Source organism: Streptomyces sp. NPDC031210 (assembly GCF_055570395.1).
Map to the genome: position 1 here is coordinate 258,396 of NZ_JBVIHH010000003.1, position 24,305 is coordinate 282,700.

21 protein-coding genes and 1 pseudogene are annotated in these 24,305 nt (G+C 70.1%); 8 read left to right on the forward strand and 14 right to left on the reverse strand.

All coding sequences use genetic code 11. The features are described from left to right. Positions 1–186: 186 nt before the first annotated feature. Positions 187–504 carry an ArsR/SmtB family transcription factor gene (locus ACZ45Z_RS08310; RefSeq protein ID WP_468358047.1) on the reverse strand — a complete coding sequence of 106 codons (318 nt, stop codon included), beginning with the start codon at positions 502–504 and terminating at the stop codon, positions 187–189. Positions 505–604: 100 nt separating this feature from the next. Between ACZ45Z_RS08310 and ACZ45Z_RS08315 the strand changes: the two genes are divergently transcribed. Further along, positions 605–925 (forward strand): putative quinol monooxygenase, encoded by a 321-nt coding sequence (locus ACZ45Z_RS08315; RefSeq protein WP_468358050.1) that lies wholly within the window; start codon positions 605–607, stop codon positions 923–925. A gap of 142 nt (positions 926–1,067) precedes the next feature. Here the strand turns inward: ACZ45Z_RS08315 and ACZ45Z_RS08320 are convergent, their stop codons facing one another. Further along, complete coding sequence (locus tag ACZ45Z_RS08320; RefSeq protein WP_468358053.1) at positions 1,068–1,817, reverse strand: dienelactone hydrolase family protein; 750 nt, start codon at positions 1,815–1,817, stop codon at positions 1,068–1,070. Between the two features lie 535 nt (positions 1,818–2,352). On the opposite strand from ACZ45Z_RS08320, the gene ACZ45Z_RS08325 reads away from it, so the two are divergent. Then, positions 2,353–3,273 carry a pentapeptide repeat-containing protein gene (locus ACZ45Z_RS08325; RefSeq protein ID WP_468358056.1) on the forward strand — a complete coding sequence of 307 codons (921 nt, stop codon included), beginning with the start codon at positions 2,353–2,355 and terminating at the stop codon, positions 3,271–3,273. Positions 3,274–3,452: 179 nt separating this feature from the next. Here ACZ45Z_RS08325 and ACZ45Z_RS08330 read toward each other — a convergent pair whose 3' ends face one another. After that, complete coding sequence (locus ACZ45Z_RS08330; RefSeq protein ID WP_468358059.1) at positions 3,453–4,643, reverse strand: MFS transporter; 1,191 nt, start codon at positions 4,641–4,643, stop codon at positions 3,453–3,455. 120 nt (positions 4,644–4,763) lie between these two features. Here ACZ45Z_RS08330 and ACZ45Z_RS08335 point away from each other — a divergent pair, with 120 nt between their 5' ends. Next, on the forward strand, positions 4,764–5,177 hold the full coding sequence (locus ACZ45Z_RS08335) for an acyl-CoA thioesterase (protein WP_468358061.1): 414 nt from the start codon (positions 4,764–4,766) through the stop codon (positions 5,175–5,177). 95 nt (positions 5,178–5,272) lie between these two features. On the opposite strand, the gene ACZ45Z_RS08340 is transcribed toward ACZ45Z_RS08335, so the two are convergent. The 5 genes from ACZ45Z_RS08340 to ACZ45Z_RS08360 all read right to left on the reverse strand — a co-directional run bounded on the left by ACZ45Z_RS08340 (position 5,273) and on the right by ACZ45Z_RS08360 (position 11,825). Continuing rightward, on the reverse strand, positions 5,273–7,444 hold the full coding sequence (locus ACZ45Z_RS08340; protein ID WP_468358064.1) for an MMPL family transporter: 2,172 nt from the start codon (positions 7,442–7,444) through the stop codon (positions 5,273–5,275). Between the two features lie 67 nt (positions 7,445–7,511). Continuing rightward, complete coding sequence (locus ACZ45Z_RS08345; protein WP_468358067.1) at positions 7,512–8,111, reverse strand: hypothetical protein; 600 nt, start codon at positions 8,109–8,111, stop codon at positions 7,512–7,514. A gap of 79 nt (positions 8,112–8,190) precedes the next feature. After that, positions 8,191–9,180, reverse strand: a complete 990-nt coding sequence (locus tag ACZ45Z_RS08350; protein ID WP_468358070.1) for a polyprenyl synthetase family protein — start codon at positions 9,178–9,180, stop codon at positions 8,191–8,193. A gap of 122 nt (positions 9,181–9,302) precedes the next feature. Next, the gene (locus tag ACZ45Z_RS08355) at positions 9,303–10,292 is read right to left on the reverse strand and encodes a phytoene/squalene synthase family protein (RefSeq protein WP_468358732.1); all 990 of its coding nucleotides are present in this window, start codon (positions 10,290–10,292) and stop codon (positions 9,303–9,305) included. 303 nt (positions 10,293–10,595) lie between these two features. Next, entirely contained in the window at positions 10,596–11,825 is a 1,230-nt protein-coding gene (locus ACZ45Z_RS08360; protein ID WP_468358073.1) for a hypothetical protein, read from the reverse strand. A 398-nt stretch (positions 11,826–12,223) separates the two neighbouring features. Between ACZ45Z_RS08360 and asnB the strand changes: the two genes are divergently transcribed. After that, complete coding sequence (asnB, locus tag ACZ45Z_RS08365; RefSeq protein ID WP_468358735.1) at positions 12,224–14,062, forward strand: asparagine synthase (glutamine-hydrolyzing); 1,839 nt, start codon at positions 12,224–12,226, stop codon at positions 14,060–14,062. 241 nt (positions 14,063–14,303) lie between these two features. Here asnB and ACZ45Z_RS08370 read toward each other — a convergent pair whose 3' ends face one another. Further along, positions 14,304–15,470: a Gfo/Idh/MocA family protein gene (locus ACZ45Z_RS08370; protein ID WP_468358076.1), complete on the reverse strand. Its 1,167-nt coding sequence runs from the start codon at positions 15,468–15,470 to the stop codon at positions 14,304–14,306. Positions 15,471–15,580: 110 nt separating this feature from the next. Here ACZ45Z_RS08370 and ACZ45Z_RS08375 point away from each other — a divergent pair, with 110 nt between their 5' ends. Further along, the gene (locus ACZ45Z_RS08375) at positions 15,581–15,949 is read left to right on the forward strand and encodes an ArsR/SmtB family transcription factor (protein ID WP_468358079.1); all 369 of its coding nucleotides are present in this window, start codon (positions 15,581–15,583) and stop codon (positions 15,947–15,949) included. Between the two features lie 148 nt (positions 15,950–16,097). Here ACZ45Z_RS08375 and ACZ45Z_RS08380 read toward each other — a convergent pair whose 3' ends face one another. Together ACZ45Z_RS08380 and ACZ45Z_RS08385 are read right to left on the reverse strand one after the other, a co-directional pair. Further along, entirely contained in the window at positions 16,098–16,559 is a 462-nt protein-coding gene (locus ACZ45Z_RS08380; protein ID WP_468358082.1) for a VOC family protein, read from the reverse strand. Continuing rightward, entirely contained in the window at positions 16,556–16,918 is a 363-nt protein-coding gene (locus tag ACZ45Z_RS08385) for a hypothetical protein (protein WP_468358085.1), read from the reverse strand. The genes ACZ45Z_RS08380 and ACZ45Z_RS08385 overlap by 4 nt, the downstream gene beginning before the upstream one ends. A gap of 62 nt (positions 16,919–16,980) precedes the next feature. Between ACZ45Z_RS08385 and ACZ45Z_RS08390 the strand changes: the two are divergent. Continuing rightward, positions 16,981–17,498, forward strand: a pseudogene (locus tag ACZ45Z_RS08390) (helix-turn-helix transcriptional regulator); the annotation flags it as partial. A 23-nt stretch (positions 17,499–17,521) separates the two neighbouring features. Here the strand turns inward: ACZ45Z_RS08390 and tpg are convergent. Together tpg and tap are read right to left on the reverse strand one after the other, a co-directional pair. Further along, complete coding sequence (tpg, locus tag ACZ45Z_RS08395) at positions 17,522–18,079, reverse strand: telomere-protecting terminal protein Tpg (RefSeq protein ID WP_468358088.1); 558 nt, start codon at positions 18,077–18,079, stop codon at positions 17,522–17,524. A 9-nt stretch (positions 18,080–18,088) separates the two neighbouring features. Beyond that, a complete protein-coding gene (tap, locus tag ACZ45Z_RS08400) occupies positions 18,089–20,413 on the reverse strand; it encodes a telomere-associated protein Tap (RefSeq protein ID WP_468358091.1) in 2,325 nt (774 codons plus the stop codon). Positions 20,414–20,923: 510 nt separating this feature from the next. Between tap and ACZ45Z_RS08405 the strand changes: the two genes are divergently transcribed. Continuing rightward, the gene (locus ACZ45Z_RS08405; protein ID WP_468358094.1) at positions 20,924–21,910 is read left to right on the forward strand and encodes an LLM class flavin-dependent oxidoreductase; all 987 of its coding nucleotides are present in this window, start codon (positions 20,924–20,926) and stop codon (positions 21,908–21,910) included. 364 nt (positions 21,911–22,274) lie between these two features. Next, positions 22,275–23,741, forward strand: a complete 1,467-nt coding sequence (rox, locus tag ACZ45Z_RS08410) for a rifampin monooxygenase (RefSeq protein ID WP_468358097.1) — start codon at positions 22,275–22,277, stop codon at positions 23,739–23,741. Positions 23,742–24,021: 280 nt separating this feature from the next. Here rox and ACZ45Z_RS08415 read toward each other — a convergent pair whose 3' ends face one another. After that, positions 24,022–24,261 carry a DUF5958 family protein gene (locus tag ACZ45Z_RS08415; RefSeq protein WP_468358737.1) on the reverse strand — a complete coding sequence of 80 codons (240 nt, stop codon included), beginning with the start codon at positions 24,259–24,261 and terminating at the stop codon, positions 24,022–24,024. Between the last annotated feature and the right edge of the window lie 44 nt (positions 24,262–24,305).

Below are 24,305 nucleotides of genomic sequence, written 5' to 3' on the forward strand. Positions count from 1 at the left end.
GTGGCGCTCGTGCTGGAGGCCGTTCTTGGCGAGGATGATCCAGCGCACGTCGCACTTCGCCGACAGGTGCCGCACCTCCGCGTGCGAGAACGCTGCACGTGCCGGTGCGGCACCGCGTACTTCGATCTCGATACAGCGTGCAGACGTGCACGCCTGCAGGCTCAAGTGAAGCCGCCCCGCTCCGGATCATTCCTCCGGCTCGGCCGCCACGATGGCCAGCAACCCCGGGAAGCGTTGCTCCAGATCGGCCCGGCGCAGGCTGGCCATCCGGCTGTTGCCCCGGGCGACCTGCCGGATCAGCCCGGCCTCGCGCAGAGTGCGGAAGTGATGGGTGACCGTGGCCTTGGAGACCGGCAGCCCGAAGGAGCTGCACGTCCGCGCCGTGCCATCAGGCTCGGCCGCCAACTCACGCACCACTCGGCGGCGCAACGGATCCGCCAGCGCGGCGAGCACTGGACCGAGCTGCATCTCCTCGACGGTCGGATGGCCTTCATCGTCGGGCATCTGGACACCTCCTTTTAGGTACGACTTGCATCGTACCTATGGATTCACTTAGCGTGGGGCAGGTACGAAGATCACCGTACCTATGGGAAAGGCAGCCTTCATGCCCCAGCCGTTCACACTCGTAGGCACCGCTCGGCCCAAGCCGGAACGCGCCGAGGAGTTGAAACAGCTCCTGCTCTCGTTCGTCGAGCCGACCCGGCGGGAACCCGGATGCCTGGAGTACCACTTCCACGAGGATCAGGGCGAACCCGGTGTCTTCGTCTTCTACGAGGCGTGGCGCTCCCAGGCCGATCTCGACGCTCACCTGGCCCTCCCCCATATGCGGGCCTTCTGGGAGCGGCGCATGGACTACCTGAAGTCCGACCTCGACATACGTTTCCTCACCATGCACAGCCCTTACCCGTCCGCCGCCCGCACCTGAGGGCGGACCTCCGGCACCCTCAGTGCAGTGACGCTGGGACGACCTGAACATCACGGAGGCCCCCGCCCCTGCCCCTCCCCTGCGAGCCCGGGCCCCGGCGCCCGGAGCCGTGAGCTTCAGGTGTGGTTTCCGAGCGGGAGCCTCAGCTCTTGGCCAGGGTGCGGCCGAGGAGGGGAAGCAGGCGGTCCCAGTGGCGCTGCAGCGCGGTGGGGTTGAAGGCGTCGGTGTCGGCCATGGTGAAGCCGTGGACGGTGCCGGGATAGATCTCGGTGGTGTAGCCGACGCCTGCGGCATCCAGGGCCTGGTTGAGCTCGCTGATGGCCTCGGGCGACAGGTCGCCTTCGGCGAGGCCGAGGTGAACTTCGGCGGTGAGCTTGGGGACGAGGCGGTGCGGGCTGTCGGGCGCGTCGGTGACCAGGAAGCCCGGGTGGAATCCGGCGACGGCGGCCACCTGGTCGGGGTGGGCCGTCGCGGTGCGCATCGCCAGGGCGGCGCCCATGCAGTAGCCGATCACGGCGACCGGTCCGGGGCTGACCTCGGGCTGGGTGGTGAGGAACCCGAGGTAGGCGTCGGCGTCGCGCAGGGCACGCTCGGTGGTGTGCGCCTCCACCAAGGGCATCAACTGGGCGAAGACCGCGGGCCGGATCTCTTCTCCGATGTGCTCGGGAAGGTCGATCACCGGTGCGGGGCCGTGCCGGTAGTAGAGGTTGGGGACGAGTACGTAGTACCCGTGCTCTGCCAGTTCGCGGGCCATCTCCTTCAGCACGGGCCGCACGCCGATGGCGTCCATGTACAGCAGCACCCCGGGGTGCCGCTCGCCACTGTCGGGGAAGGCGGCGAAAGCGTCTGCCTGGCCGTCCGCGGTGGGAATCTGCAGTGTCTTGGTGGGCAAGAGCTTCCTTCCTTGGGCTGATGCCAGTGCACAGCCTCTGAGAATTTCGGGTCAACCAGAGGTCAGCGAGAGACCAACCCGGTGGTGACCTGCGATCACCGGGCGAACGGTGCGAGCCGTAGCAGCGACGATCAACTCGGCCGATCCGGGAGGCTGAGCAGGTGGCCCCCTCCGGATCAGCGTCCTCTTCACGCCGGCCACAGCCGTAGAAGATCTCCAGGCTAACCCCAATCGTGATCATTCTCAGCGAGAACGACAGTCCGCTGGTTCCTCAACCCCGGAACCGGGCGGGAGCCCACACCTACGGGAACACCACAAGCGTGGCGTCTTCCTCGTTCCCACCGCTGTGGTGTGCGATGGAGGAGTGAGCAGACACCCTGACATCAGGCGACTTCGCCGCATTGCGCACCGGCGTGCCGGGGGACAACAGCAACGACGCAGGAGCCGCCGACACAGCGCGAGCGGCGGTATCGGGGCCGGCAATCACCTGCAGTTGCTCGCATTGACGGCATCCGTCCTGCCCGGTCTAGCCGCGATGGCCGCCCTGCTCTTCACCTGGGCATCGGTGAGCCAGGCCAGCAAACAGCTGGAGATCGCCGAACACGGTCAGATCACCAACAGGTTCAACGCCGCCATCCACAATCTGTCATCGCCGTCCTTGGACGTTCGCGTGGGAGGGCTTTACGCCTTGGAGCGCATCATGCAGGACTCCCCGCGAGACCAACCCACCATCGTCTCGGTCGTGGCCGCGTATGTACGGGAACACGCCCGTCCCCCGTCCGGCGGCACGAAGGCGGCCCCGACGGCCGGCAAGCCGACCACTGACACCCAGGTGGCGATGACCGTGCTGGCCAACCGCCAACCCGAACACGACGGCAGGAGGGGCCAAGGCAGGAGAGACCTCGATCTCGCACGCGTCTCTCTCCGCGGGATGGGCGACCTCGGTGTGTGGGACGACGTCCACCAGAGGGTCGTCGGCATCAACTTCTCCGAGGCCGACTTCAGCGGTGCGGACCTCAGCAGCGCGGACCTGGGACACGCGGTCCTCAGCTCGGCCGTACTGGAACACGCGGTCCTTGAGGAAACGTCCCTCGGCCATGCCGACCTCAACGACGCGAACGTGGAGGGCGCCAACCTCGCCAAGGCTGACATCGATCGAGGCACTCTGAGTGATGTCCGGGCGAGTAAAGCACAGTTCACCGACGCCAAACTGACTCATGCGGACCTCTACCGAGCGGACCTGCGTAACGCTGACTTCTCCGGGGCGAACCTCACCGGCGCGGACCTCACCGAGGCGAAACTCTCGGGCGCGAACCTGACAGACGCCGACCTCACGGACGCCGACCTCAGCGGCGCGGACCTGACGGGGGCGAATCTCTCGGACGTCGATCTCCATGGGGCGACGCTGGAGCATGTCCGCGGACTACCGAAATCCTTGAGAGTGCAGACCCCGTAGAGGCCCCGGTTCCGCCCCCACGCATCGCCACCGCTTCAAGGGCTGTGGGTGGGTGTGCAGCACCAACGGCCGCCGCCCTCCCGCCCCTTGCGGCTCCGACTGCTCCGCTCGCGGCGAGATCGGTCCCGGGCTGCTCCTCCCTGCTGACCGTCGCAACGGGGCCACCGCGTCGCGCGGGCTCACTCAGCCGCCCGTACCGGCCGCCGGAGCAGGTAGCCGGCCGCGGTCGTCACCAGGAGAGCCATGCACGCGATGAAGACCAGCCCCGCGGCCCTCAGGCCGATCGATGCCCCGAGGACGCCCACTCCGATCACCGGTACCGAGATACCCGCGTACGCCACGACGAACAGCATCGAGATCACTGACGCGCGGCGGCCCGGAGGAGACGCCGCGGCCACCGCGGACAGCGCACCACGAAACGCCAGTCCCTGCCCGGCCCCGCCGACGAGCGCGCTCAGCACGATCAGCGGCAGCAGATCCCACCGCAGCGCGCCCGCGAGCAGCGCCAGCCCGGCGAGGAGCCCGGCGCAGCCCAGCGGCAGCGACCGCGTCACCCCGACCCGGCCGACCGCTAGCTGCCCGGCGGTCGAGGCGAAGAAGGCGAGCGCGACGACCAGTCCGCTGACGGCGTGGTTGTGTACGTCCAGGAACTGCGCGAGGAACGCCGGACTGACCGACGTGAACACCCCGAACAACGCGAACCCCACGAACGAGGCGATCGCCGCGGGCCCGAACACCGCCCGCACCTGCGGGGGAACGCCGGGCCGTTGCGGCCGTACGCCGCTCAGCGGCCGCCGCTCGCGTACGGTCTCCGGAAGCCACAGCAGGACGGCGACCGAGCCGGCCACCAGCGCGAGGTGTACGGCGAACGGCAGGTACAGCGGCCAGGCGGCGTACTGCGCGAGCACTCCGGCGAGCAGCGGACCGCAGCCCAGGCCGCCCATGTTGGCGGCGGTCGCCACGAACGTGGCCCGGGCGGCGCCACCGTACGGTGCCATTTCCATCACGTACGCCGTGGCGGCCCCGGTGAACAGGCCGGCGGACAGCCCGGACAACAACCGGCCCGCGTACAGCCAGCCCAGTCCGGTGGCAACCAGGAAGCAGACGGCGCTGGCCGCCGCGAATCCCAGGCCCGACAGCAGCACCGGCCGCCTTCCCACGGCATCCGAGGCGTTGCCCGCCAGGAGCAAGACGCCGATGACCCCGAAGGCGTACACGGCGTACACGACGGTCACCACCAACTCGGAGAATCCGAACTTCCCCTGGTAGAGGCCGTAGAGCGGGGTCGGCAGCGTGGTGCCGGCCATGCACACGGCAAACACCGCCCCGCCGAGCAAACACTGGCGCCAACCTAGGCGATCACCGTCCATGCGATCGACGGTAACCCGCGCGCCGCCCCGCACCACCCCGCACCGGCGCGGCGTACCCGACGCGTCGCCGGTTCTCCCGCCGCCTCGGTCATCAGTACGGGAGGCGACTACGATCTCGCCATGGCCAAGTTGTTCACGCACCGATTGCGCGTGCGCTACAGCGAGTGTGACCAGCAAGGCATGGTGTTCAACGGTCACTACCTCTTCTACTACGACGTCGCCCTGACCGAGCTGTGGCGAGAAGTCATCGGGGACTACGCGTCCACGGTCGAGGGCGGAGCCGACCTGGTCGTGGCAGAAGCGCGGATCCTCTACCGCCTGGGGGCACGCTTCGATGAGCTGCTCGATATTGAGATGCCCCTTACCCATCTCGGAACGACGAGCATGATCGTGCGCCCGGTGTTCAAGATCGGTGAACGGCTCATCGCAGAAGGCGAAGTGCGACACGTGTTCGTGGATCCCGAGACGCACAGCAAGAAGGAGATGCCCACCCCGGTTCGTGCGGCCCTCCAGCCCTACACCTCAGCAGGGTAAGAGGACCAGTCCAGCAGCACCCGCTTCTCAACCCAATGATCACCGTTGGGTTCTCCCACCTCTGCGAAGTCCACCGTCCGTCACGGAACCGGGCCTCACGAACCACGCCGTTCAGGGATACGGGCCGTCGGGTGGTGTGCCGGTGAGCCCGGCCGGTTTCGCCCGGGAAGCCACCAGTTGGCGCGGCCGAGCAGGCGCATCACGGCCGGGACGAGGAGGAGCCGGACGATGGTGGCGTCGAGCAGGACGGCGATGGCCATGCCGACGCAGAGCTGTTTGACGAGGGTGACATCGCTGGCGGCGAAGACCGTGAACACGGCCAGGACGATCAGGGCGGCGGCGGTGATGAGGGGCCCGGATCGTTGGAGTCCGGACGCGACCGCGTTGGGGTTGTCGCCGTGGGCGTCGTATTCCTCGCGGATGCGGCAGAGCAGGAACAGTTCATAGTCCATGGCCAGGGCGATGATGATGAACAGCATGGTGACCGGTTGGAACAGGTCGATGTGGCCGGTGGAAGTGCCGCCGACCAACCACATCAGATGGCCGTCTTGGAACATCCAGGTGAGGGCGCCGAATGACGCGCCCAGCGACAGCGCGTTGACCGCCAGTGCCTTGAGCGGCAGGACGATCGAGCGCAGGGTGACCGTGAGCAGAACGAACGCGGCGACGGTGGCGTAGAGCAGCGCCCAGCCCAGGCGGTCCAGGATCCGGTCGGCGGTGTCGGTGGCCATCGCGCTCTGACCACCGACCAGCACCTGGGCGCCGGCGGGTGTGGGCAGCGCGCGGATGCGCCGGACCAGGTCCGCCGCGCCGGGATCGTCCGCCTGCCCTTCGTAGGCCATGTGGATGACGGCGGTGTGGCCGGCCTTCGCCGTGATGTGGCCCCGGTTGGTGCCCGGGGTGGTGACGAGTCGGGCGCTCCAGTCCCGCAGGGCCGCGGCGCCGCGGGGGGTGTCCAGTGGGTCGGCGAAGGTGGTGACCACCTGGACCGCGGACAGCGTGCCGAACGCGAAGTCACGCCGTAGCTCGTCGGTGGCGGTCCGGGCCGGTGCGGTGGGGGGCAGGGCCTGTTCGTCGGGGAAGGCGAAGCGGGTGTGGAAGAACGGGAGGGTGAGGAAGAGCAGTACGGCGAGCACACCGGCGGCGTACGGGATCGGGTCCTTCATCACCGCTCGCGCCAGTTGCGCCCACCAGGCCGCCCCTCCCCCGGCGGGGTGGGTACGGCCGATCCGGAGCGCGTTGACCCGGTGGCCCAGCACGGCGAGCACAGCGGGGAGTACGGTGATGCTGATGAGCGCGCCCAGGGCCGCGGCGATCGCCGCGCCGATGCCGAAGCTGCGGATGATGCCGAGGGGGAAGAACAGCAGCGCCAGCGCGATACCGCTGATCGTCATCCCGGAGAAGAAGACCGTACGGCCCGCGGTGGCGACCGTGGCGGCGACCGCGTCGGGCACGGCATGCATGGCGATCGGGCCGCCCCCCTGATGCCGGTGGAGCTCTTCGCGGAACCGGCTCACCACGAACAGGGCGGCATCGGCGCCGAGCGCCAGGCCGACGGCGACCACACCGACCAACGCGGGCGCCGAGAAGTCCGTGACGGTGGTGACCAGGCGGATCACGCCAAGCGTGGTCACCGTGGTCAGGCCGCCCACCAGAACCGGCAGCAGCGCCGCCACCACACTGCGGAAGAGCACCAGGAGCAGGAGCGCGACCAGGGGCAGCGCGAGGAGTTCCAGGCGGTGCAGGTCGCGTTGGCTCCGCTCGGCGATCTCCTCCAGTACGGCGATCGGGCCGGTGGCGGAGACCTGGAACCCGGGTGCGGACAGGGCCGACCGCAGCGCGCGGTAGCCGGCCACGCGCTGGGTGTCGTTCGCGCCGACGAGCATGATCGCGGCGATCGCGGTGTGCTGGTCGGCCGAGACCAAGGCGGCGTTCTGGGTGTTCCAATAGGTCATGACCGAGGCGATCGTGCCGTCAGGCGCACCCGCCAAGGACTTCTCCACCGCGGCGCGGAACCGGCTGTCGTGAAACGCCGACAGGCCGGATCCGCGGTACAGCACAAGAACGTCCGCGCCACCGGACCCGACCCGGTCCCGCACCGCTTGAGTGGCCCGGGCCGCTTCCGTTCCGGGATCGAGATAGCCCCCGTGGCTGAGCTGGCCGGACAACCCCATCGCGCCCAACGAGGCGACGATGACCAGAACCAGGGCCACGAGCTGGACGGGCCAACGGCGCCGGGCAACACGGAGGCCAAGCGTGCTGAACACGTCGCTCCTCAGGGTGGTGGTTGCCGTGCCGGGCGCGCCCGGCACGGCCTGGGGGCGGGGCTGTCGGTCAGTGCGACGCTGACCCGCTGCCGTCGCCCGAACCGCTGCTCAGCGTCCCGTTGTTGAGGAGGCAGTCGGCATTGACACCCGGATCGGAGAGGGCGACGCCGGAGAAGATGGCACCGCTCTGGAAGCCGGAGGTGATGCTGCCGCTGCTGACCGTGAGCTTGACGCCGTTGTTGCCGGTGGCCACGAGGACGACGTTGGCGGTGCCGCTGCTCTGGCCCAGGACATGGCCTGCCGAGTCGAAGGACTTGACGCCGCTGGCGCTGGCCGTTCCTGTGGCGTCGATGCAGGTGCCGGTCAGCGTGCTGGTGCCGCTGCCGCTCACCTTGGCGATGGCGGTGTTGCTCGTACACGACGTGGTTGCCCCGTCGCCCTCGAACACCTCAGTGGTCGAGAAACCCCGGTGCAGACCCGGGTGCGGGTCTTGGACCACGGCCGAGCCCGATCCGCTGCACGTGCCGGTGTCGGCGGCGGCACGTGCCTGCGGAAGCCGGTCCGGAGCGGCCGCGGCCTGGGTCGCGGCGGCACCGACGAACGCCAGCGCCCCCAGCGTGCCGAGATACGCGATCCCACGCATCCACGGCCTTCGCTTTTCCAACATGGTGAACCTCCCTGAGATGTGCCCGCCCACGGGTGGTCGGCGGGTTGTCGCTGACGCGCGGCCACTGGGGCACAGCGCCTCAGACGTCTGGGGTGATGACGAGTTCGGCGTAGCCGCGCAGCCGGTCCCGGGCCGGTGAGCCGGGCAGCAGCAGCACGCTCTTCTCCGCCCGCCGGCCCTGCTCCACGGCCATCTCCCGGGCCTGGTCCAAGGCGCCGGTCTGCGCCAGCAGGATCCTCAGTTCGGCGTACGCCGCCGCTTCCGGCACCGCGCCGGACAACGCTCGGCGCAGGCGGGCGCGATGGGCCGGCGAGGCGGCCTGGTGGGCCAGGATCACCGGCAACGTGGGCCTACGGTTGCGCACGTCGCTGGTGGCGGCCTTGCCCACTACCGCCTCGTCAGCGACGTACGGCAGGAGGTCGTCGCAGATCTGGAACGCGACGCCCAAGTGGTCGCCGAAGTCGCTGAGGGCACCGACCCAGGCGGCGCACCCGCCACCCAGCAGCGCCCCCGCGGCGCAGGCGCCTCGGAGCAGGGCTCCGGTCTTTCGGCCGGCCATCGCCAGGTAGTCCTCGATGCCGCACTCCACGTCGCCGACGAGGCCGAACTCGGCCTGCTCGCCCCGGCACATCTCCATCCCCACCGTGGAGAGGAGTTCCAGGGTGGACACGATCCGGTCGGCGGCGATCCCGCCGTGACGGCACTGCGCGAGGGCGTGGAACAGCGAGAAAATCAGGAAGTCACCGGCGACGACGGCTTGTTCCATGCCGTAGCGGTACGGCACCGAAGCCCGTCCCCGGCGCGTCTGGTCGCCGTCGATGATGTCGTCGTGGATCAGGCTGGCCACATGGCCCAGCTCACAGCCGATCGCCGCGGTCAGGACCGCATCGGGCAGCCCGCCGACCGCCTCCGCCGACTCCAGCAGCAGCGTCGGCCGCAGCAGCTTGCCGGCCGGCAGCAGCGCGTGGGCGCATATCTCGTCGAGCCGGTCGGTGCGCGCCTGTCCGCGCAGCTCCAGTTCCCGGCGTACCACCATGGCCGCTTGGGACAGTCCGATGGGTGCGGTCATCTCCTCGCCCTTCCGCTCACGGGGCCGGTCATCGAGTTCGGACGCGCTCCGACCGGTAGGTGGCCGGGGTATGGATCGCTGCGACACGGGTAACCCCCTGGGTCGAGGACGGCGATGGCCGGTCAGGGCAGTGCGGGGGCGGGGATCGGCACCGGTGCGGGAGTGGTCCGCCAGGCGCGGCGGGCCGCCAGGTAGGCCGGGCCCGCGATCCGCAGCCGGCGCCCCAACCGCCGTCGCCCCGCGTCGCGCAGCACCGCGGGTCCGGCGGCGAGCAGATCGTCCAGAAACGCCGCCCACAGGCTCGTACCGGCCCGGAAGAAAGGGCGGGCCGAAGGGTGGACCGTCTCCAGACCCTCGTAAGCGCGTGCGAACAGGCCGCGGGCCCGCTCGACCTCGAACGCCAACAGGGCGGCCGCCTGCGGCGACCACCGGCCGGCCCGGAGGTCCTGGGCCGTGACCTTGAACCGCTCCAGGTCCTCCAGTGGCAGGTAGCACCGCCCGTTGCGCAGGTCCTCGGCGAGGCCGTCAAGATATTCGGTCAATTGCGTGGCCTCACCGATGGCCCGGACCGCCGGCTCGGCCTCCTCCGCGCTCTTCTGGAGCCCCACGATCGGCAGGCTCAGCAGGGCCAACTCGGTCGTGGTCGCGTGGATGTGGGCCCGCAGCTCGGCGTACGTCGCGAAGCCGGCCACTCCGACGTCGCCACGCCAGCCGGTCACCATCCTCGACAGGCCCTCTAGTGGCAGGTCGTACGTGCGCACCGTATGGGCCAGGGCATGCCGTACCGGATGGCCACTGTGGCCGGCGGCCAGGTCGGCCGCGGTGGCCTCGGTCCAGTCGGTGAACCGGTCGGCCCGCAGCGCCGGATCGCCGGTGTCCGCTACGTCATCGGTGGAGAGGGCGAAGGCGCTCAGCGCGATCAGGTAGGGGCGTGTGGCCGGCGCGAGGAGCAACGTGCCCACATACATCGTTCTCTGCCGTCTCCGGTGGAACCGGTCGCAGAACTCGTAACTCGCCCGCAGTCGCGGGTCGTGGATTCCGGCCGCAGCCAACCACCGCGACATACCCATAGCCATTGGCCCTCCCAGCGTGGAATCGCCGCCCGGCGGCATTCCCAAGAGGTCGCCACCTGCTGCGTAGTCGCCGGTCAGGCCGCCCCGATCCGGTCACGTGTGCGAAAAGTGACCAATGCATCACTTACCGTAATCTGAGAGTATTTTCCCTCAAGTTCGGTGGTCAAGGGTCGCGCCGTTCCGGCGGGGGCACGCGGCGGATACGCGGGGCGGCCGAGCGCTGCTGCCGCGCGCTGATGTGCGCGTCCGCACCCCCCAGGGCTCTGTTGGCGAGCGCCGCACCCGTGACGAGGCGGACGAGGAGGGAGTGGAGGGAGTGGAGGGCTGAAGGGGCGTGGGTGGTCAGCGGCGGGAGCGTCTGCCGGTGATCAGCCAGGTGCCGCCGACGATGAGCAGGGCGAAGACGGCCAGCCCCGCTCCCTGGGCAGTCAGCAGCCACAGCCGCTCGCGCAGCTTCAGCGTGCCGCTGAGGGTGACCTGGAGGGAGCCGACCGCGAAGGCGATCGCCGAGGTGAAGACAGCGACCAGCTCGACAGCCCGTACGGAGGAGCGGTGCATGGCGCGCTCCAGGTCGGCGTTGGCCGCGTCCTGTCGCTGCCAGCGTGCCTCGTGCTCAGCCTCGCGCAAGGCACGCAGTCGGGCCTCATGGATGGCGTCCCGCTTGACGAGATACTGCTCCAGGAGCAGTTCGCGGCTGAAGGCCCCTGACTGGGCGAGCAGGGCGAGAGCGGCGTCGAGGTGGAGCAGGGCCTCGTCGTGATCGGCGCACAGGTGGTGGGCTGTGGCGAGGCGGAAGCGAAACATGTGGTTGTCGGGGTGGGTGTCCACCGCCTCCTGGGCCATGCGGCGCAGGAGTTCGCCCTGACCGTCGAAGGGCACGGAGAACGCCAGCCCGTTCAGGCACACGTCCACCACATGCCGCGAACGGTCCGGTGCCGCCCAGGCCCGGTCGAGAAGTTCGCGGGCGTGCTCGGTGGTCAGGGAGCGGCTGCCGAACGCCGCGAAGGACCGCAGCGCCAGCACCACGGGCTCGTTGCGGTGGGGGCCGGCAGCGGTGGCGAGGGCGGAGGCGGTGAGGACGGCGTTCAGGTCGTCGAAGGCGAAGTTCGCGCGGAGCTTTCCCGCGTGGTAGAGCAGCACGGTCAGGGCCAGGTCGGCAGCCTCAGGGGTGCCGGCGAGGGCTCGGGCGGCCTCGTCGATCTGCTCGCGCGTCTCCAGATGGGCCCGGTTGATGAAGCCGTTGCCCAGGGTCCACTGCTCACGGACGGCGGAGCGGCATCCCGCCGTGGTGTGTACGGCGATCCAGCGTGCGCAGGCCAAGGCGGTGGCCGCGGAGGGGCTGTCGGCGAAGCGTCGGCGCCAGTAACGGTCGGCGCAGACGAAGAACGGGTCGGTCGCGAAGTCCGCGGACCTGACCTCGAAGTCGGGCTCCTGCCCGCTTTCATGCAGTCGGTCGGCGGCCTCCCCCGCGGTGCGGTCAAGGTCGGCGGTGTCTGCGCCCACCGCCGCCGCCAGTCGGGCCCGGGTCTCCTCGTGCACCCGCTGGTACGCCTGGGCCCGCGCAGCCGACATGTCCATCGCTTCCCCCCGCGTGATCGCCTTCCCCAGGGGAAAACCTACACGTGCGCTTCAACCGCCTGCGGACCTGGCCCGACCGGCGTCGGGAACAGCCGGCGTCGGGGGGCCTGAACTTGCCGCGCAGGGTCAATGTCATTGACTTCGGGGCGAGTTAGCAGTTCAACGAGCGTCAGGGCGTGGTGGCAGCCCCCGACCGTTGGAAACGGTTCGCCAGGGGATCGGGCTGGAGGATCTGTCTGAGGTGATCTGTCTGAGGTGTTCTTCGCTCACGTATCCGGCCGGCCCTTCCCGGCGCCGCCGACACCCCGCCCGACCACAACGCGGCCGGTTGTCGCCGCCTGTGGCGTACATTTTCGGTCGGCTGTCCATCCGGCGAAGGAGGCGTGCGCGACTTGTGCGGTGTGGCGGGCTGGGTGGACTTCGCGAGGGACCTGACGGCGCACCGCGATGTGCTGATGGCCATAACGGCGAGCATGGCCTGCCGGGGGCCCGACGCGGAGGGTCTGTGGAGTGGCCGCCACGCGCTCCTGGGTCATCGTCGGCTCGCCGTCATCGACCCCGCCACAGGCAGCCAGCCGATGTCCGCCGGCCGACCCGCGGTGGTGATCAGCTACAGCGGCGAGATCTACAACTACCGTGAACTACGGGCCGAGTTGGCCGCGCTGGGCCACCGCTTCCGGACCCTCAGCGACACCGAAGTCGTGCTGCACGCCTACCTGGAGTGGGGCCCTGCGCGCTTCGTCGAGCGGCTCAACGGAATGTTCGGCTTCGCCTTGTGGGACACCGGCGCGGAGCGGCTGCTCCTCGTGCGCGACCGTTTGGGTATCAAGCCCCTCTTCTACTGGCCGACCCCCGACGGGCTGCTCTTCGGCTCCGAGTGCAAGGCGATCCTCAGGCACCCCTGGGCCGAGGCCGTCGTCGGTCTCGACGGCCTCCGGGAGCTGTTCGCGCTCGCCAAGACCCCCGGTCACGCGGTCTACCAGGGGATGTACGAGGTCAAGCCGGGACATGTGCTGCGCGTGACGCGTGACGGGTCCGACCAGCGCCCGTATTGGACACTGCCCGCTGCCGAGCACACGGACGACCTCGCCGGGACGGTCGACACCGTGCGGGAGTTGCTCGACGACATCGTGGACCGCCAGCTCGTGGCCGACGTGCCGCGCTGCACACTCCTGTCGGGCGGCCTGGACTCCAGCGCCCTCTCGGCTCTGGCTGCCCGGCGACTGGCGGCGCAGGGCTCGGGGCCGCTCGCCACCTTCGCCGTGGACTTCGCGGACCCCGGCGACTCCGGATCCGCCAGCCCGGACCGGCCGTACGCGCACGCGGTCGCCGCCCACGCCCGCACCGACCACACGGACATCGTCCTGCCCGCGGCCGACCTCGCCGATCCGCTGCACCGCACCTCCACCCTCACCGCCTGGGACCTGCCCATCGGCCGCGCCGAACGCGACACCTCGCTCTACCTGCTGTTCAAAGCCGTACGACGACACTCGACCGTCGCCCTGTCCGGGGAGTCGGCGGACGAACTCTTCGGCGGCTATGCCTGGTTCCACAATCCCGAGGCGGTCGCCTCCGGCACCTTCCCGTGGCTCGGGGAGGGCCGGCGGACCTTTGCGGGCACCCTCGACCGGATGCTTTCCCCCGCCCTGCGCAAACGGCTCGACCTGGCCGCGTACCGGCGCGACCGCTACCGGGAGGCGGTGGCCGAGGTCGAACACGTCGCCGCCGTGACCGACGTACAGGAGCGACGCATGCGGGAGGCGGGCCATCTCGCGCTCACCCGCTTCCTGCCGCGGCTTCTGGACAGGAAGGACCGCATGTCCATGGCCACGGGCCTGGAGGCGCGGGTGCCGTTCTGCGACCACCGCCTGGTCGGTTACGTCCACAACACCCCATGGGCCATGAAGACGCACGACGGCCGCGAGAAGAGCCTGCTACGCGCCGCCACGCGCGACCTGCTGCCCGCGTCCGTCGCCGACCGGCGCAAGAGCCCCTACCCCTCGACGCCACACCGCGCGTACGCACGGGCCATCCGCGCCCAGTTCACCGACCTGATGGCCGATCAGGGCCAGCCCGTGCACGCGCTGCTCGATCGGGAGTGGGCGGCGGAGATGACCGACAGCCCGCCCCCTGGGCCGGGCCTGGAGGACTACCTGGACCGCTACGGAATGGAGTGCGCGCTGCTGCTCAACACGTGGCTGCGCCGCTACTCCGTACGTTTGGAGGTCTGATCGGTACGTTTGGAGGTCTGATCCGTACGTTTGGAGGTCTGATCCGTAAGTTTGGAGGTCTGACCTCACCGGTGGGGCGAGTCCGTCGTGTTCGGCGTCGGCCGCGCCGGGTCACTCCGGGTACCAGACCAGTATCGACCGCGCCCCTCTCGCCCGCCACCGCTCCCCTCACCGGCCGGCTGCGGCTCACCGCCACTCTCGCGCACCCGTTCACCGGGCGCGGCACCACAACCTCCGCCGACTAGCCGTTGACGCGCTGGCGCTCCCCCGTGATGGCCGCCCGCTGGACGTGGTCGAGGAGGCGGTGGCGGCGCGCGGCGTGGGTGAAGTCGGGGACGGTGTGGGTGCCCTCGGCGAGGTCGGCGCGCAACTGGGCGTAGGCGTGGCCGACGGTGTAGGCCATGGTGTCGCGTGCGAGGGCGAGGGCGGGAACGTTCGCGTCGTAACGGGCCGGGACCGGAAGCTCGGCCAGTGTCGCGTTCTTCCCGCGGGCGCCATGGATCGTGACCTGCCCGAACTGGAGGTGTCCGGAGTCGCCGGTGACGAGCAGGTCTCCCTCGGTTCCGTTGATCTCCCACAGGAAGTTGGTGGAGCGGGCGAGCCCGCCGCGGAAGTGGAGGGAGGCGACGGCGCCCGATTCGAGGGTTCCGGTCACCGCGATCTGGTCGTCGACGTTCGTCGGCGCGGACTCCCCGGTCTCCTCGTGGCGGACCTTGGTGCGCCGGGTGGCCGTCGTGGCGCTGAGCTCGGTGAACTCGCCCAGCACCGAGGCGAGTCCGTCGGCGGTGTGGCCGAACGGGATGGACAGCATCGTCGCGCCGTTGGCACGGTCGAGCAAGTAGGTGTTGCGGTTGGCGAACGTGGCGCCCCACACCCGCCCCGAGGCGATGACGCTGGTGGAGAGCACCTCCCCGACGTAGCCGTCCGCGACCAGGTCGCGCAGGTAGCGGACCGGGGGCGCGGAGCGGGCCTGGAGCCCGACGAAGCCGCGCAGTTGCCGCGACCGCGCGAACTCGGCCATCTCCTCGGCCTCCGCGGTCCCGTTGCCCAGCGGCCACTCGCTCAGCACGGTCTTCCCGGCGGCCAGCGCGGACATGACCAGCTCCCGGTGGTGCGGCACCTTCACGGTCACGACCACGAGGTCCACCTCGTCCCGCGCGACGAGCTCCTCGACGCTGCCGAACGCCAGCGGAACGCCGAACTTCCCCCCGGCCGCCTTCGCCGACTCGGCGCTGCTGGCGCTGAGGGCGCGCAGCTCGTAGGCGTCGGGCAGGGCGGCGAGGGCCGGGACGTGGGCCGCCTCCGCCCAGCCGCCGCCGGCGCTGAGCCCGACGATGCCGACGCCGATCGGGGCGGTCGACGCGGAGGTGGGCGTGGAGGCCCGCGGGGATGCGAGAGAGGAGGTCATGGCGGTTCCCTTCGTGTGGGCCGGCGCCACCGGCCGATGATCACCACCGTAGCCCATGTTCGCTCACATGCGAACATGAAATTTCGGAGCGGTCCGTGGATACTGGGGCCGTGGCCAGCCGAACCTCTTCTCCGTTGCTCCACCCCGACGAGCAGGACATCGACCTGTTCACCGTGATGGACGCCCTCAGCGACCCCGTCCGCCTGGGCATCGTGACCACCCTCGGCGCCAAGTCGGAGGTGGCCTGCGGCTGCTTCGACCTCCCGGTCGGCAAGTCCACCGTCAGCCGCCACTTCCGCGTGCTGCGCGAGGCCGGAGTGATCCGGCAGCAGGACGAGGGCACGCGCCGCATCAACTCCCTCCGGCGCGAGGAGCTGGACCGGCGCTTCCCTGGCCTGCTCGACCTCGTCCTGCGCGAGGCGGCCGCGCGCACGGGAGCCGCCCGCACGGGAGCCGCCCGCACGGGAGCCGCGCGCTAGTCGCCACAGAAAGACAACACCCGCTCGGCAGCTACGGTGCCGCCGCACCCTGTGAACTGCGACTTTGCGTCGCTCTATGGCCGGGAGCGACAACCGCCCAGCCGCGTCAGTCCAGTGCGTCAGTCCAGTGCGTCAGTCCGTCAGTCCGTCAGTCCAGACAGAACTCGTTGCCCTCCGGGTCGGTCATCACGATGAAGCCGGCGCTCATCGGGGGCGCGGGCTCGTAGCGACGTACCCGCGTCGCTCCCAGCGCGACGAGCCGGTCGCACTCGACCTCCAGCGCCGCCATCCGCTCCTCGCCCTGCAGTCCAGGGGCCGCGCGGACGTCGAGGTGGACGCGGTTCTTGGCGACCTTGTCCTCCGGCACCTGCTGGAAGAACAGCCGTGGTCCGTGCCCGGCCGGGTCCTCGATGGCCGATTTCGCGTTGCGCTGCTCCTCCGGTACGCCGACCCCCGCGAGGAAGTCGTCCCAAGCGGCCAGCGGGTCGGCGTCCTCGGGCAGGTCGACTCCGGGCGGGCCGGGGTGGACATAGCCCAGTACGTCGCGCCAGAAGGCCGACAGTGCCCGCGGGTCGTGGGCGTCGAAGGTGATTTGGAGGTGGCGGCTCATCGGGTTGCTCCGTTCGTGGCGGGTTTCGTGTGCGGGTAGAGGTCGCGCAGCAGGCAGACCTCGGACAGGTGACCGGCTGGGGGTGGGCGTAGCCCATCGTGAACTCCCCGGCTACCGAACCGGACAGGCGCCGTCGAGCTGCCGCGCGGCCGCACGCTCCAGGCATCCTGCACCGGCGACCAGAAGTACTCGTCGTCGGTCAGACCCTCCAGCCGGGCTCGGAGCTGGTGGTTCCAGTGAAACTCCCACTGCTCACGCAGCGTCCCGTTCAAATCGAGTGCGCCTGCGTCTCCCTCCCCGCCCACGCCCACGCCCACGTCCACCTCTACGTCTACGTCCATCTCTACGTCTACGTCCATGGAGTCACCCTGACACCCATAGCGGACAGGATCGGTCCGCTAGCGCTGGCAGGCTGGGCGACGTGGATGCGGCGAGCGGTGATGAGCGGGGCACGACGGAGCGGGTGCTCACCCTGCTCGGGCTGCTCCAGCAGCGCCAGGTCTGGACCGGCCCCGAGCTCGCCGACCGTCTCGGGGTCACGCCGCGCACGGTACGGCGTGATGTCGAGCGGCTGCGCACGCTCGGCTATCCGGTGCATGCCAGTCAAGGTGTCGGCGGCGGCTACCAACTCGGCCCGGGGCAGGACCTGACTACGCTCCCGCGAACTCCGCCCGGGAGGTGCCCCCAGGGGGCGAGGTGCGACGGCGGCGGGTCGAGCCCTACCGCCTGGTCGCCTCCGACCGGCGCTGGTACCTCCTCGCCTACGACCTCGATCGCGACGACTGGCGCAGCTTCCGCGTCGACCGGATGACCGACGCCTCCGCACGGGCCTGGCGCTTCCTCCCGCGCGCGGCGCCCGACGCGGCAACGTACGTGCCGGAGGGTGTGGCGAGCCGGGTCTACCCGCACCAGACGCGCTTCCTCGTCCACGCGCCGGCACCTGACTCTTCCCAACTGCCGGGTCAGAAGTCGAGTTCCACGTAATCGATGTCGGTGAACTCCACCAGGAGTCCGTCGGCGCGGCGGCCGCTGTCCTTGAAGTAGATCTCCTGGAGGCCCTCGGCGGCGATGTTCTGCAACTGCTGCTCGGTGGCGCCGGCGGCCTGGGCGTCGAAGAGGCGGGCGGCGTAGGCGGGCGGCAGGTGCTGAGTGATCAGCCGGATCCGCCCGTCGTCGGTGGTTCCCGGCGCGGCGGTGAACCCGAACCTCGCCCGCGTCTCGATGACGATCCCGGTCCGGCTCGCCGCCTGCTTCTTCGCCTTCTCCCGCACGCGGGGCTGCCAGCGCTTGCGCACCTCACGCTCCATGCGGGCGGCGAGATCCCTGCGGGGCCGCTTGATCTGGTCCTTGAGGTAACGCTCCACGGTGCGCTGCGAGATGCCCAGAAGCCGCGCCACGGCCTTGGTCGAGCCCTTCTCCTGTCTGACCAGGAACCGCATCCGCGCGCCGGCGGACTTCGGGATCGGGCGGGTGGCGGTGTTCGCCTCAGCCTTGTCGAGGCTGTCGCCGAGGAGGCCCACGGGGTGCTCCTACTCTCCGTCGAGTGCGGCGTCGGTGCCCTTGATGTGGCGGGCGGGGTTGTGGCCTTCGTCGAGCATCTGGACCGCCCACAGCAGTTCTTGGGTGCCCTCGTGCTTCACCATCCCCGGCGACACGCCGAGGCGGAAGGTGCCGGGGGCAGGTTTTCCGTCGGCGGTGCGCGGGAGGAAGTCGAGTGGGCTGGGGCCGTCGGAGAGGTAGACGGCGCAGTCCGACAGCAGCGCGACGGGGATCAGTGCTTCTTCGCTCAGCAGGAGATCCCTCGTCGGCGCCGGGGCTTGCTGGGTGGCGAGCGCCGTCTTGAGGATCTTGCGGTGCATGTTGACGCGGGCGGCAGAGATGACGGCGGCCCGGATGTCGGGGCGCCAGGTCGGCCGCTCCAGCGCGGGCCAGTCCTCGCCGAACTTGTAGCGGGCGCCCTGCGGACGCTCGCGCAGCTTGCCGATGCCGCCCTTGACCGTCGACTTGATCGCCGACAGCACGGCGGCGAGGGCGGGGTCGGTGGCCTTGTGGCGTTCCATCGCCGCCAGGAACTCCGCCTCCGACAGGTCGGAGGTGACGCCGAGGTCGGCCATCGTCGCCTTGTACGCCTCGGAGACGCGCTTGTACCAAGGATCCAGATACGGGCCGGACTCGGGGCGGAGCCACGCCTCCAGCGGCCGGATGGTGGCCGGCAGGTGGTAGGTGTCGATGAGCTCCTGGGCGTAGGCGACGGTCGGCGTGGCGTACCAGGCCGGCCCGTCGGGACGCACGCCGTGCGGGGTGAACGGGTTGGGCAGGCGCGGGTCCAGCTCGATGCCGGACAGGTCCACCAGCCACGAGCCCGGTGTCTTCTTGTCGAACGGCGGCGCCTTGACGTGAACCGGCGCACCGAGCCCGACGACCAAGCGGTTGGCCGCCGCGAGGAAGGCGGTGTTGACGTCGATGCCGACCGCGAAGGTACGGGTGCACTCGGCGTCGGTGAGCAGTTGGGGATCACGCGTCCACTCGTACGCCTCCTCGTCCAGAACTTCAGCCGGGGTGCGCTGGTGGCCCCGGGGGTAGAGGGCGGCGGCGACCGGGTGCTCGTCCGGGGCCTCCACCGGTGCCGGGTCGACGGCCGCGGTCAGCGAACCGGGCATCGGAGCGGACACCCAACCGCCGCTCGCCTCGTCCTTCACCGCGCGGGTCGGCGGCCGCAGCGCCGTCATCGCCTCCAGGCCGCAGACGGCGGTCGAGCCCCGTGGCGTGATGACGCGCGAGGCGTAGGTGCCCAGCACGCGGGCGATACCGGCCGGCTCCAACCGCTCGGTGCTCCCCCACGACCGGGTATCGAGCGCGCCCCAGGGCAGGACCGCCAACTGCACGCACTGTCGGCGGCCGCCCTGGGCGGGCCGGTAGACGCGGGCCCACGGCCCGAATCCGCGCCGCGTCAGTTGCCACTTCGCGCGGGCCAACTGCTTGACCACCTTGTGGTCCTCCGGCAGCCGCAGCCCACGCCGGTCCTCCAAAACCTCCGGCAGCCCGAAACGCTGGGCGGCCCCGGCAGTCAGCACGATCAACGGATCGGCGTCCTTGCCCGACGGGTGCAGCCGAGGCGCACCCAACTGCGCCTCAGACAGCGTCCAGTCGACCAGGGCAGGAACCGTCTTGGCGGGACAGTCCAGAATCAGGCCGCCGACGCAGTACAGCGAACCATCACCGTCCAGCACACCGAGCGGCCCGTTCGCGAACCGCCCCTCAGCAACGTCCGGCCCGGAGGCGGGCTTCGGGGTGGCCTTCGGGGTTGGCTTCCTTTCGGCCGGACGACGCGACGTCGACGGCCTGGCGGCGGGCACCGAACGAGCGGCCGGAGCCTTCGCCGGAGCCGGGACGGACCGCGTCGCGTCCTCGGAAGGAGTGGTCCTGCCCTCAGTCTCAGTCTCAGTCTGAGACTGAGACTGAGACTGAGTCTCAGCGACCTGGCCGGTGGACGCGGTCCGCGCGTCACAGGCAGCGGCCGCAGCCGGCGGGGCAGACGTGGTGGGCGCGTCGGGCGCGGCGGGCGCCGCCGGAGCGGGGGCGTTCGCTTCGGTGGCAGGCGGGGGGAAGCGGGCGGCAAGGCCCTCCAGGAGGCGGGCGTAGGCAGCGCGCTTCGGCGCCCGCGGCTCGGTCTTGCCGCTCTCCCAGCTCCCCACCGCCTCGCGCCGCGCGTCCAGCGCCTGCGCGATCTGGGCCTGGCTCAGCCCTGCCGCCTCGCGCAGCCGCTTGCGCTCGGCGGGTTCCGGCAGACCGTCCTGCGCGACCTGCTCCAGCAGCGCGTCGACAGCACCGAACAACTCGTTCTCACTGGGCACAGAGCTCACCTCCGACAGGCAACCTACCTCAATCACGCGCCGGAGCACTCACTGGAACACGCTCCAGATCGCACGTGAATCGCTCCTGCGGGGGGGGGGGAGACCACCTCATGACTGGCGTCCAATCGGTACGGCAGTTCGCCGGGCCGCCGCGCCACGGACAGGGCCGGATCCCCGTCCCGACGAGCTGGACACTCCCGTCGCAGCCCGCCGGCGATGATCAAGGGCGAGCATAGCGCCCCACAGCCAGGGCCACTTGACCACGGCAGGCCGATGACAGCGCGAGGCATCGACCTCAAACGCCGCCACCCATACACACGCTCGCTCAGGCGCTCAGGCACTCAGGCAGGCAGACAGACAGACACTCAGGCAGGCAGCGGCGAGCCGGTCCCAACGCCTGCCTGGTGCGGACCCCTCGTCAGTCCAACTCGCCGCGCCAGCCTGAGTTCCGTAATCCGAACAGGAAGATCACCACACCCTTGCCGAACACTCGATCCCTAAGATGACGGCATGATCGATATACCTCTTTCAGCGCTGGAAGTCGCGATGGTCCAAACAGGCGCCCGCGCCGTGGACACCCTGCGCGACTCGACCGCCTTCGCCCAGGGAGTGGAACAACTGGGCTACCACCGGATCTGGTACGCCGAGCATCACCACTCGCCAGCGATCGGCGCGTTCCCACCCGTCGTGTTGACCGCACACTCCGCCGCTTCGACCTCGGTCATCCGCCTCGGCTCGGGCGGGGTACTGGCCCCCAACCACGCACCCATCACGCTGGCGGAGCAGTTCGGAACGCTGGCTGCCTTGCACCCGGACCGCATCGACCTGGGTATCGGCCGCGGCCCGGGCACCTTCGACGACGCCACCGCACGGGCGCTGCGCCGCGGGGCCGGACCGACGACAGACGCGGAATACCACAGCGACGTGGCCGCGATCCTGTCCTTTCTGGTTGACGAAGTCGCACTCGACCCGCTGCCGGAACCATGGCTGCTGGCCTCCAGCACCGCCGGTGCCGCTCTCGCCGCAAGACTCGGCTTGCCGATCGCCCTCGCCCACCACATCCGGCCGGACAACACCCAAGCGGCGTTGGAACGTTACCGGGCGACGTTCACCCCGTCCCGTTGGTGCGAGCGGCCCCGGGTGTTGCTGTGCGTGGAGGCGGTGTGCGCCGAGACGGCAGAAGAAGCCGTGTGGCGCATCGGACCGATGGACGTCGTCAAAGCCGGGCTCCTCAAAGGGTTGAGTGAGATCCCCTTCCCCGCGCCCGCAGAGGCGGCCACCCACCCCTTCACTGCAGAGGAGCGACAGGCGCTTGCCGGCTTCCGTGCACAGCAAGCCGTCGGGACACCCGAGACCGTCGTACACCGGCTTACAGAACTGGTTGCCCAGACCGGAGCAGAAGAACTGATGCTGACCACACCCGTCTACGACCTCGGCGACCGCATACGCTCCTACGAACTCATCAAGAAGTACGCCGAGGCCACGACAGGCCGGTAGGAACCCCGCTGCCCCACGAGAATCGCGGCCCTCTCGACGGACGGAAAAAGGCAAGAAAAAAGGCAAGGAGAGCAACCACTCCTTGCCACTCTCAACATATACCGCACCAGGGGGCTTGCGGCAAGGCCCGGGTCGTGCCGCAGAATTGCCGACCAAGCCCAGGACCTGCGGAAACAGGAGATCCGCGAAATCTGTGTGCGGTTCTTGTCGACGGCTGTCGACGTTGGGTCGTCGCACGGGGACGTCGAATCGACAGGGGACTCGCCGTCGCATTGCGGACGCTCGGCGCGGAATGCGGGTGTGCGCGCCGCGAGGACCGCGCGGAGGGGCTGGCCGAAATTCAAACTTACCAATGGGGGATTTCGTGATTGACGTGATCGTGGTCGGCGGCGGACCGACCGGCTTGATGCTGGCCGCCGAGCTGCGGCTGCATGGTGTGCACGTGGTCGTGCTGGAGAAGTTGACCAAGCCGACCGAGCAGTCCCGCGGACAGGGCCTGCACGCGCGCAGCGTGGAAATGATGGACCAGCGCGGTCTGCTGGACCGGTTCCTCGCGGTCAGTGAGAAGTTCCAGGTCGGCGGTCTCTTCGGCGGCATCATGAAGCCGTGGCCGGACAAGCTGGACACCGCGCACCCCTACGGTGTCGCCACCCCGCAGCCGGTCACCGAGCGGCTGCTCAACGAGCGCGCCGTCGAACTCGGTACCGAGATCCGGCGCGGCTGCGAGGTCGTCGGGCTGAGCCAGGACGAGGACGGGGTGACCGTCGAGCTGGCGAGTGGGGGCACCCCCGCCGAGGAGGGCGTAGCCGGTGCGGGAGGCACGCAGCTCCGCTCGCGCTACGTCGTCGGGTGCGACGGCGGCCGCAGTGTGGTGCGCCAACTGCTCGGCGTCGGTTTCCCCGGCGAGCCCGCCAAGGTCGAGACGCTTCTGGGGGAAATGGAGGTGACCGAGGATCCGGCGACGATTGCCGCCGTCGTCGAGGAGGTCCGCAAGACCCAACTGCGGTTCGGCGTCAGTCCCAGCGAGGACGGGGTGTGCCGCGTCATCGTGCCCGCCGACGGCGTGGCCGAGGACCGCGCGACGGCTCCCACCCTCGACGAGTTCAAGAAGCAACTGCGGGCGTTCGCGGGCACCGACTTCGGCGTGCACTCGCCGCGTTGGCTGTCCCGGTTCGGCGACGCCACCCGGCAGGCCGAGCGCTACCGGGTCGGCCGGGTGCTGCTGGCCGGCGACGCGGCGCACGTCCACCCGCCGACCGGCGGGCAGGGGCTCAACCTCGGCGTGCAGGACGCGTTCAACCTCGGCTGGAAGCTGGCCGCCGCGGTCAACGGCTGGGCGCCGGACGATCTGTTGGACAGCTACCACGCCGAACGCCACCCGGTGGGCGCCCGCGTGCTGGACAACACCCGCGCGCAGATCACGCTGCTGGGCACCGATCCGGGTGCGACCGCGCTGCGGGAGCTGTTCTCGACGCTGATGGACTTCGAGGAGGTGAACCGGTACGTGACCGAGATGATCACAGCGGTCGGGGTCCGCTACGACTTCGGCGAGGGCCACGAACTGCTCGGCAGTCGGATGCGGGACGTGGCGCTGAAGCGAGGCCGCCTCTACGAGCTGATGCACGGCGGCCGCGGGCTGCTGCTCGACCAGACCGGCCGACTTTCGGTCGACGGGTGGGCCGACCGGATCGATCACGTCGTCGACGTCAGCGAGGAACTGGACGTGCCCGCGGTGCTGCTGCGGCCCGACGGCCACGTGGCGTGGGTCGGTGAAGATCAGCAGGATCTGCTCAGCCGGCTGCCACGGTGGTTCGGCGCCCCCGTCGGCTGAGCAGGCAGTTGTCGGCGCCCGATTGGGCGGGCCGTATGCACCGTTGTCGGCAGGCCGCGTCCACCGTTGTCGGCCGGGACGCCTCCCACGCATCCGAGGCGCCCCGACCGGCCGCTTGGGCCAGCAGAGCGGTGAACACTCTCTCCCAGGTGCCGTGGGCGGCCCAGGGCCGCAGCCGGTTGTGAACGCCTTTCCACGGTCCGAACCACATCAACAAACGATCAGATGATCCGCAGGCAACTTCCCGGCGTGCCTCGCTTGGGTCGTTGTGCCGTCGCCGTTACGAACTCTCAACTGAGGAAAGCAAGTTGTGCCACGCGTGTCCGCAGGTGCCTTTGCAGTAGATGTGCCTGCGGCGGGTGTCCGCGACGGAGAACACCGCAACAAGGGCACGGAACGCTTTGACGTGCTCGTCGGCGGGGAGGGCCGCAAACCCGTAGCGGGGTGGGTCCATGCAAATCATGGGAGCACGGCTCCGGGGCCGCCCGGGCCCGCACCGGCTGACGCTGATGCGGGCCATGACCTGTTCGAAGTGGGTGCATTCGTTGCCGTAGCCAGCGGTGA

Excerpts from the sequence above, each read along its gene's own strand:
- ACZ45Z_RS08310 (WP_468358047.1), bottom strand. The coding sequence starts at position 504 with ATGCCCGACGATGAAGGCCATCCGACCGTCGAGGAGATGCAGCTCGGT.
- ACZ45Z_RS08315 (WP_468358050.1), top strand. The coding sequence starts at position 605 with ATGCCCCAGCCGTTCACACTCGTAGGCACCGCTCGGCCCAAGCCGGAA.
- ACZ45Z_RS08325 (WP_468358056.1), top strand. The coding sequence starts at position 2,353 with ATGGCCGCCCTGCTCTTCACCTGGGCATCGGTGAGCCAGGCCAGCAAA.
- ACZ45Z_RS08330 (WP_468358059.1), bottom strand. The coding sequence starts at position 4,643 with ATGGACGGTGATCGCCTAGGTTGGCGCCAGTGTTTGCTCGGCGGGGCG.
- ACZ45Z_RS08335 (WP_468358061.1), top strand. The coding sequence starts at position 4,764 with ATGGCCAAGTTGTTCACGCACCGATTGCGCGTGCGCTACAGCGAGTGT.
- ACZ45Z_RS08345 (WP_468358067.1), bottom strand. The coding sequence starts at position 8,111 with ATGTTGGAAAAGCGAAGGCCGTGGATGCGTGGGATCGCGTATCTCGGC.
- ACZ45Z_RS08350 (WP_468358070.1), bottom strand. The coding sequence starts at position 9,180 with ATGACCGCACCCATCGGACTGTCCCAAGCGGCCATGGTGGTACGCCGG.
- ACZ45Z_RS08355 (WP_468358732.1), bottom strand. The coding sequence starts at position 10,292 with ATGCCGCCGGGCGGCGATTCCACGCTGGGAGGGCCAATGGCTATGGGT.
- ACZ45Z_RS08360 (WP_468358073.1), bottom strand. The coding sequence starts at position 11,825 with ATGTCGGCTGCGCGGGCCCAGGCGTACCAGCGGGTGCACGAGGAGACC.
- ACZ45Z_RS08370 (WP_468358076.1), bottom strand. The coding sequence starts at position 15,470 with ATGACCTCCTCTCTCGCATCCCCGCGGGCCTCCACGCCCACCTCCGCG.
- ACZ45Z_RS08380 (WP_468358082.1), bottom strand. The coding sequence starts at position 16,559 with ATGAGCCGCCACCTCCAAATCACCTTCGACGCCCACGACCCGCGGGCA.
- ACZ45Z_RS08385 (WP_468358085.1), bottom strand. The coding sequence starts at position 16,918 with ATGGACGTAGACGTAGAGATGGACGTAGACGTAGAGGTGGACGTGGGC.
- ACZ45Z_RS08405 (WP_468358094.1), top strand. The coding sequence starts at position 20,924 with ATGATCGATATACCTCTTTCAGCGCTGGAAGTCGCGATGGTCCAAACA.
- ACZ45Z_RS08415 (WP_468358737.1), bottom strand. The coding sequence starts at position 24,261 with ATGGCCCGCATCAGCGTCAGCCGGTGCGGGCCCGGGCGGCCCCGGAGC.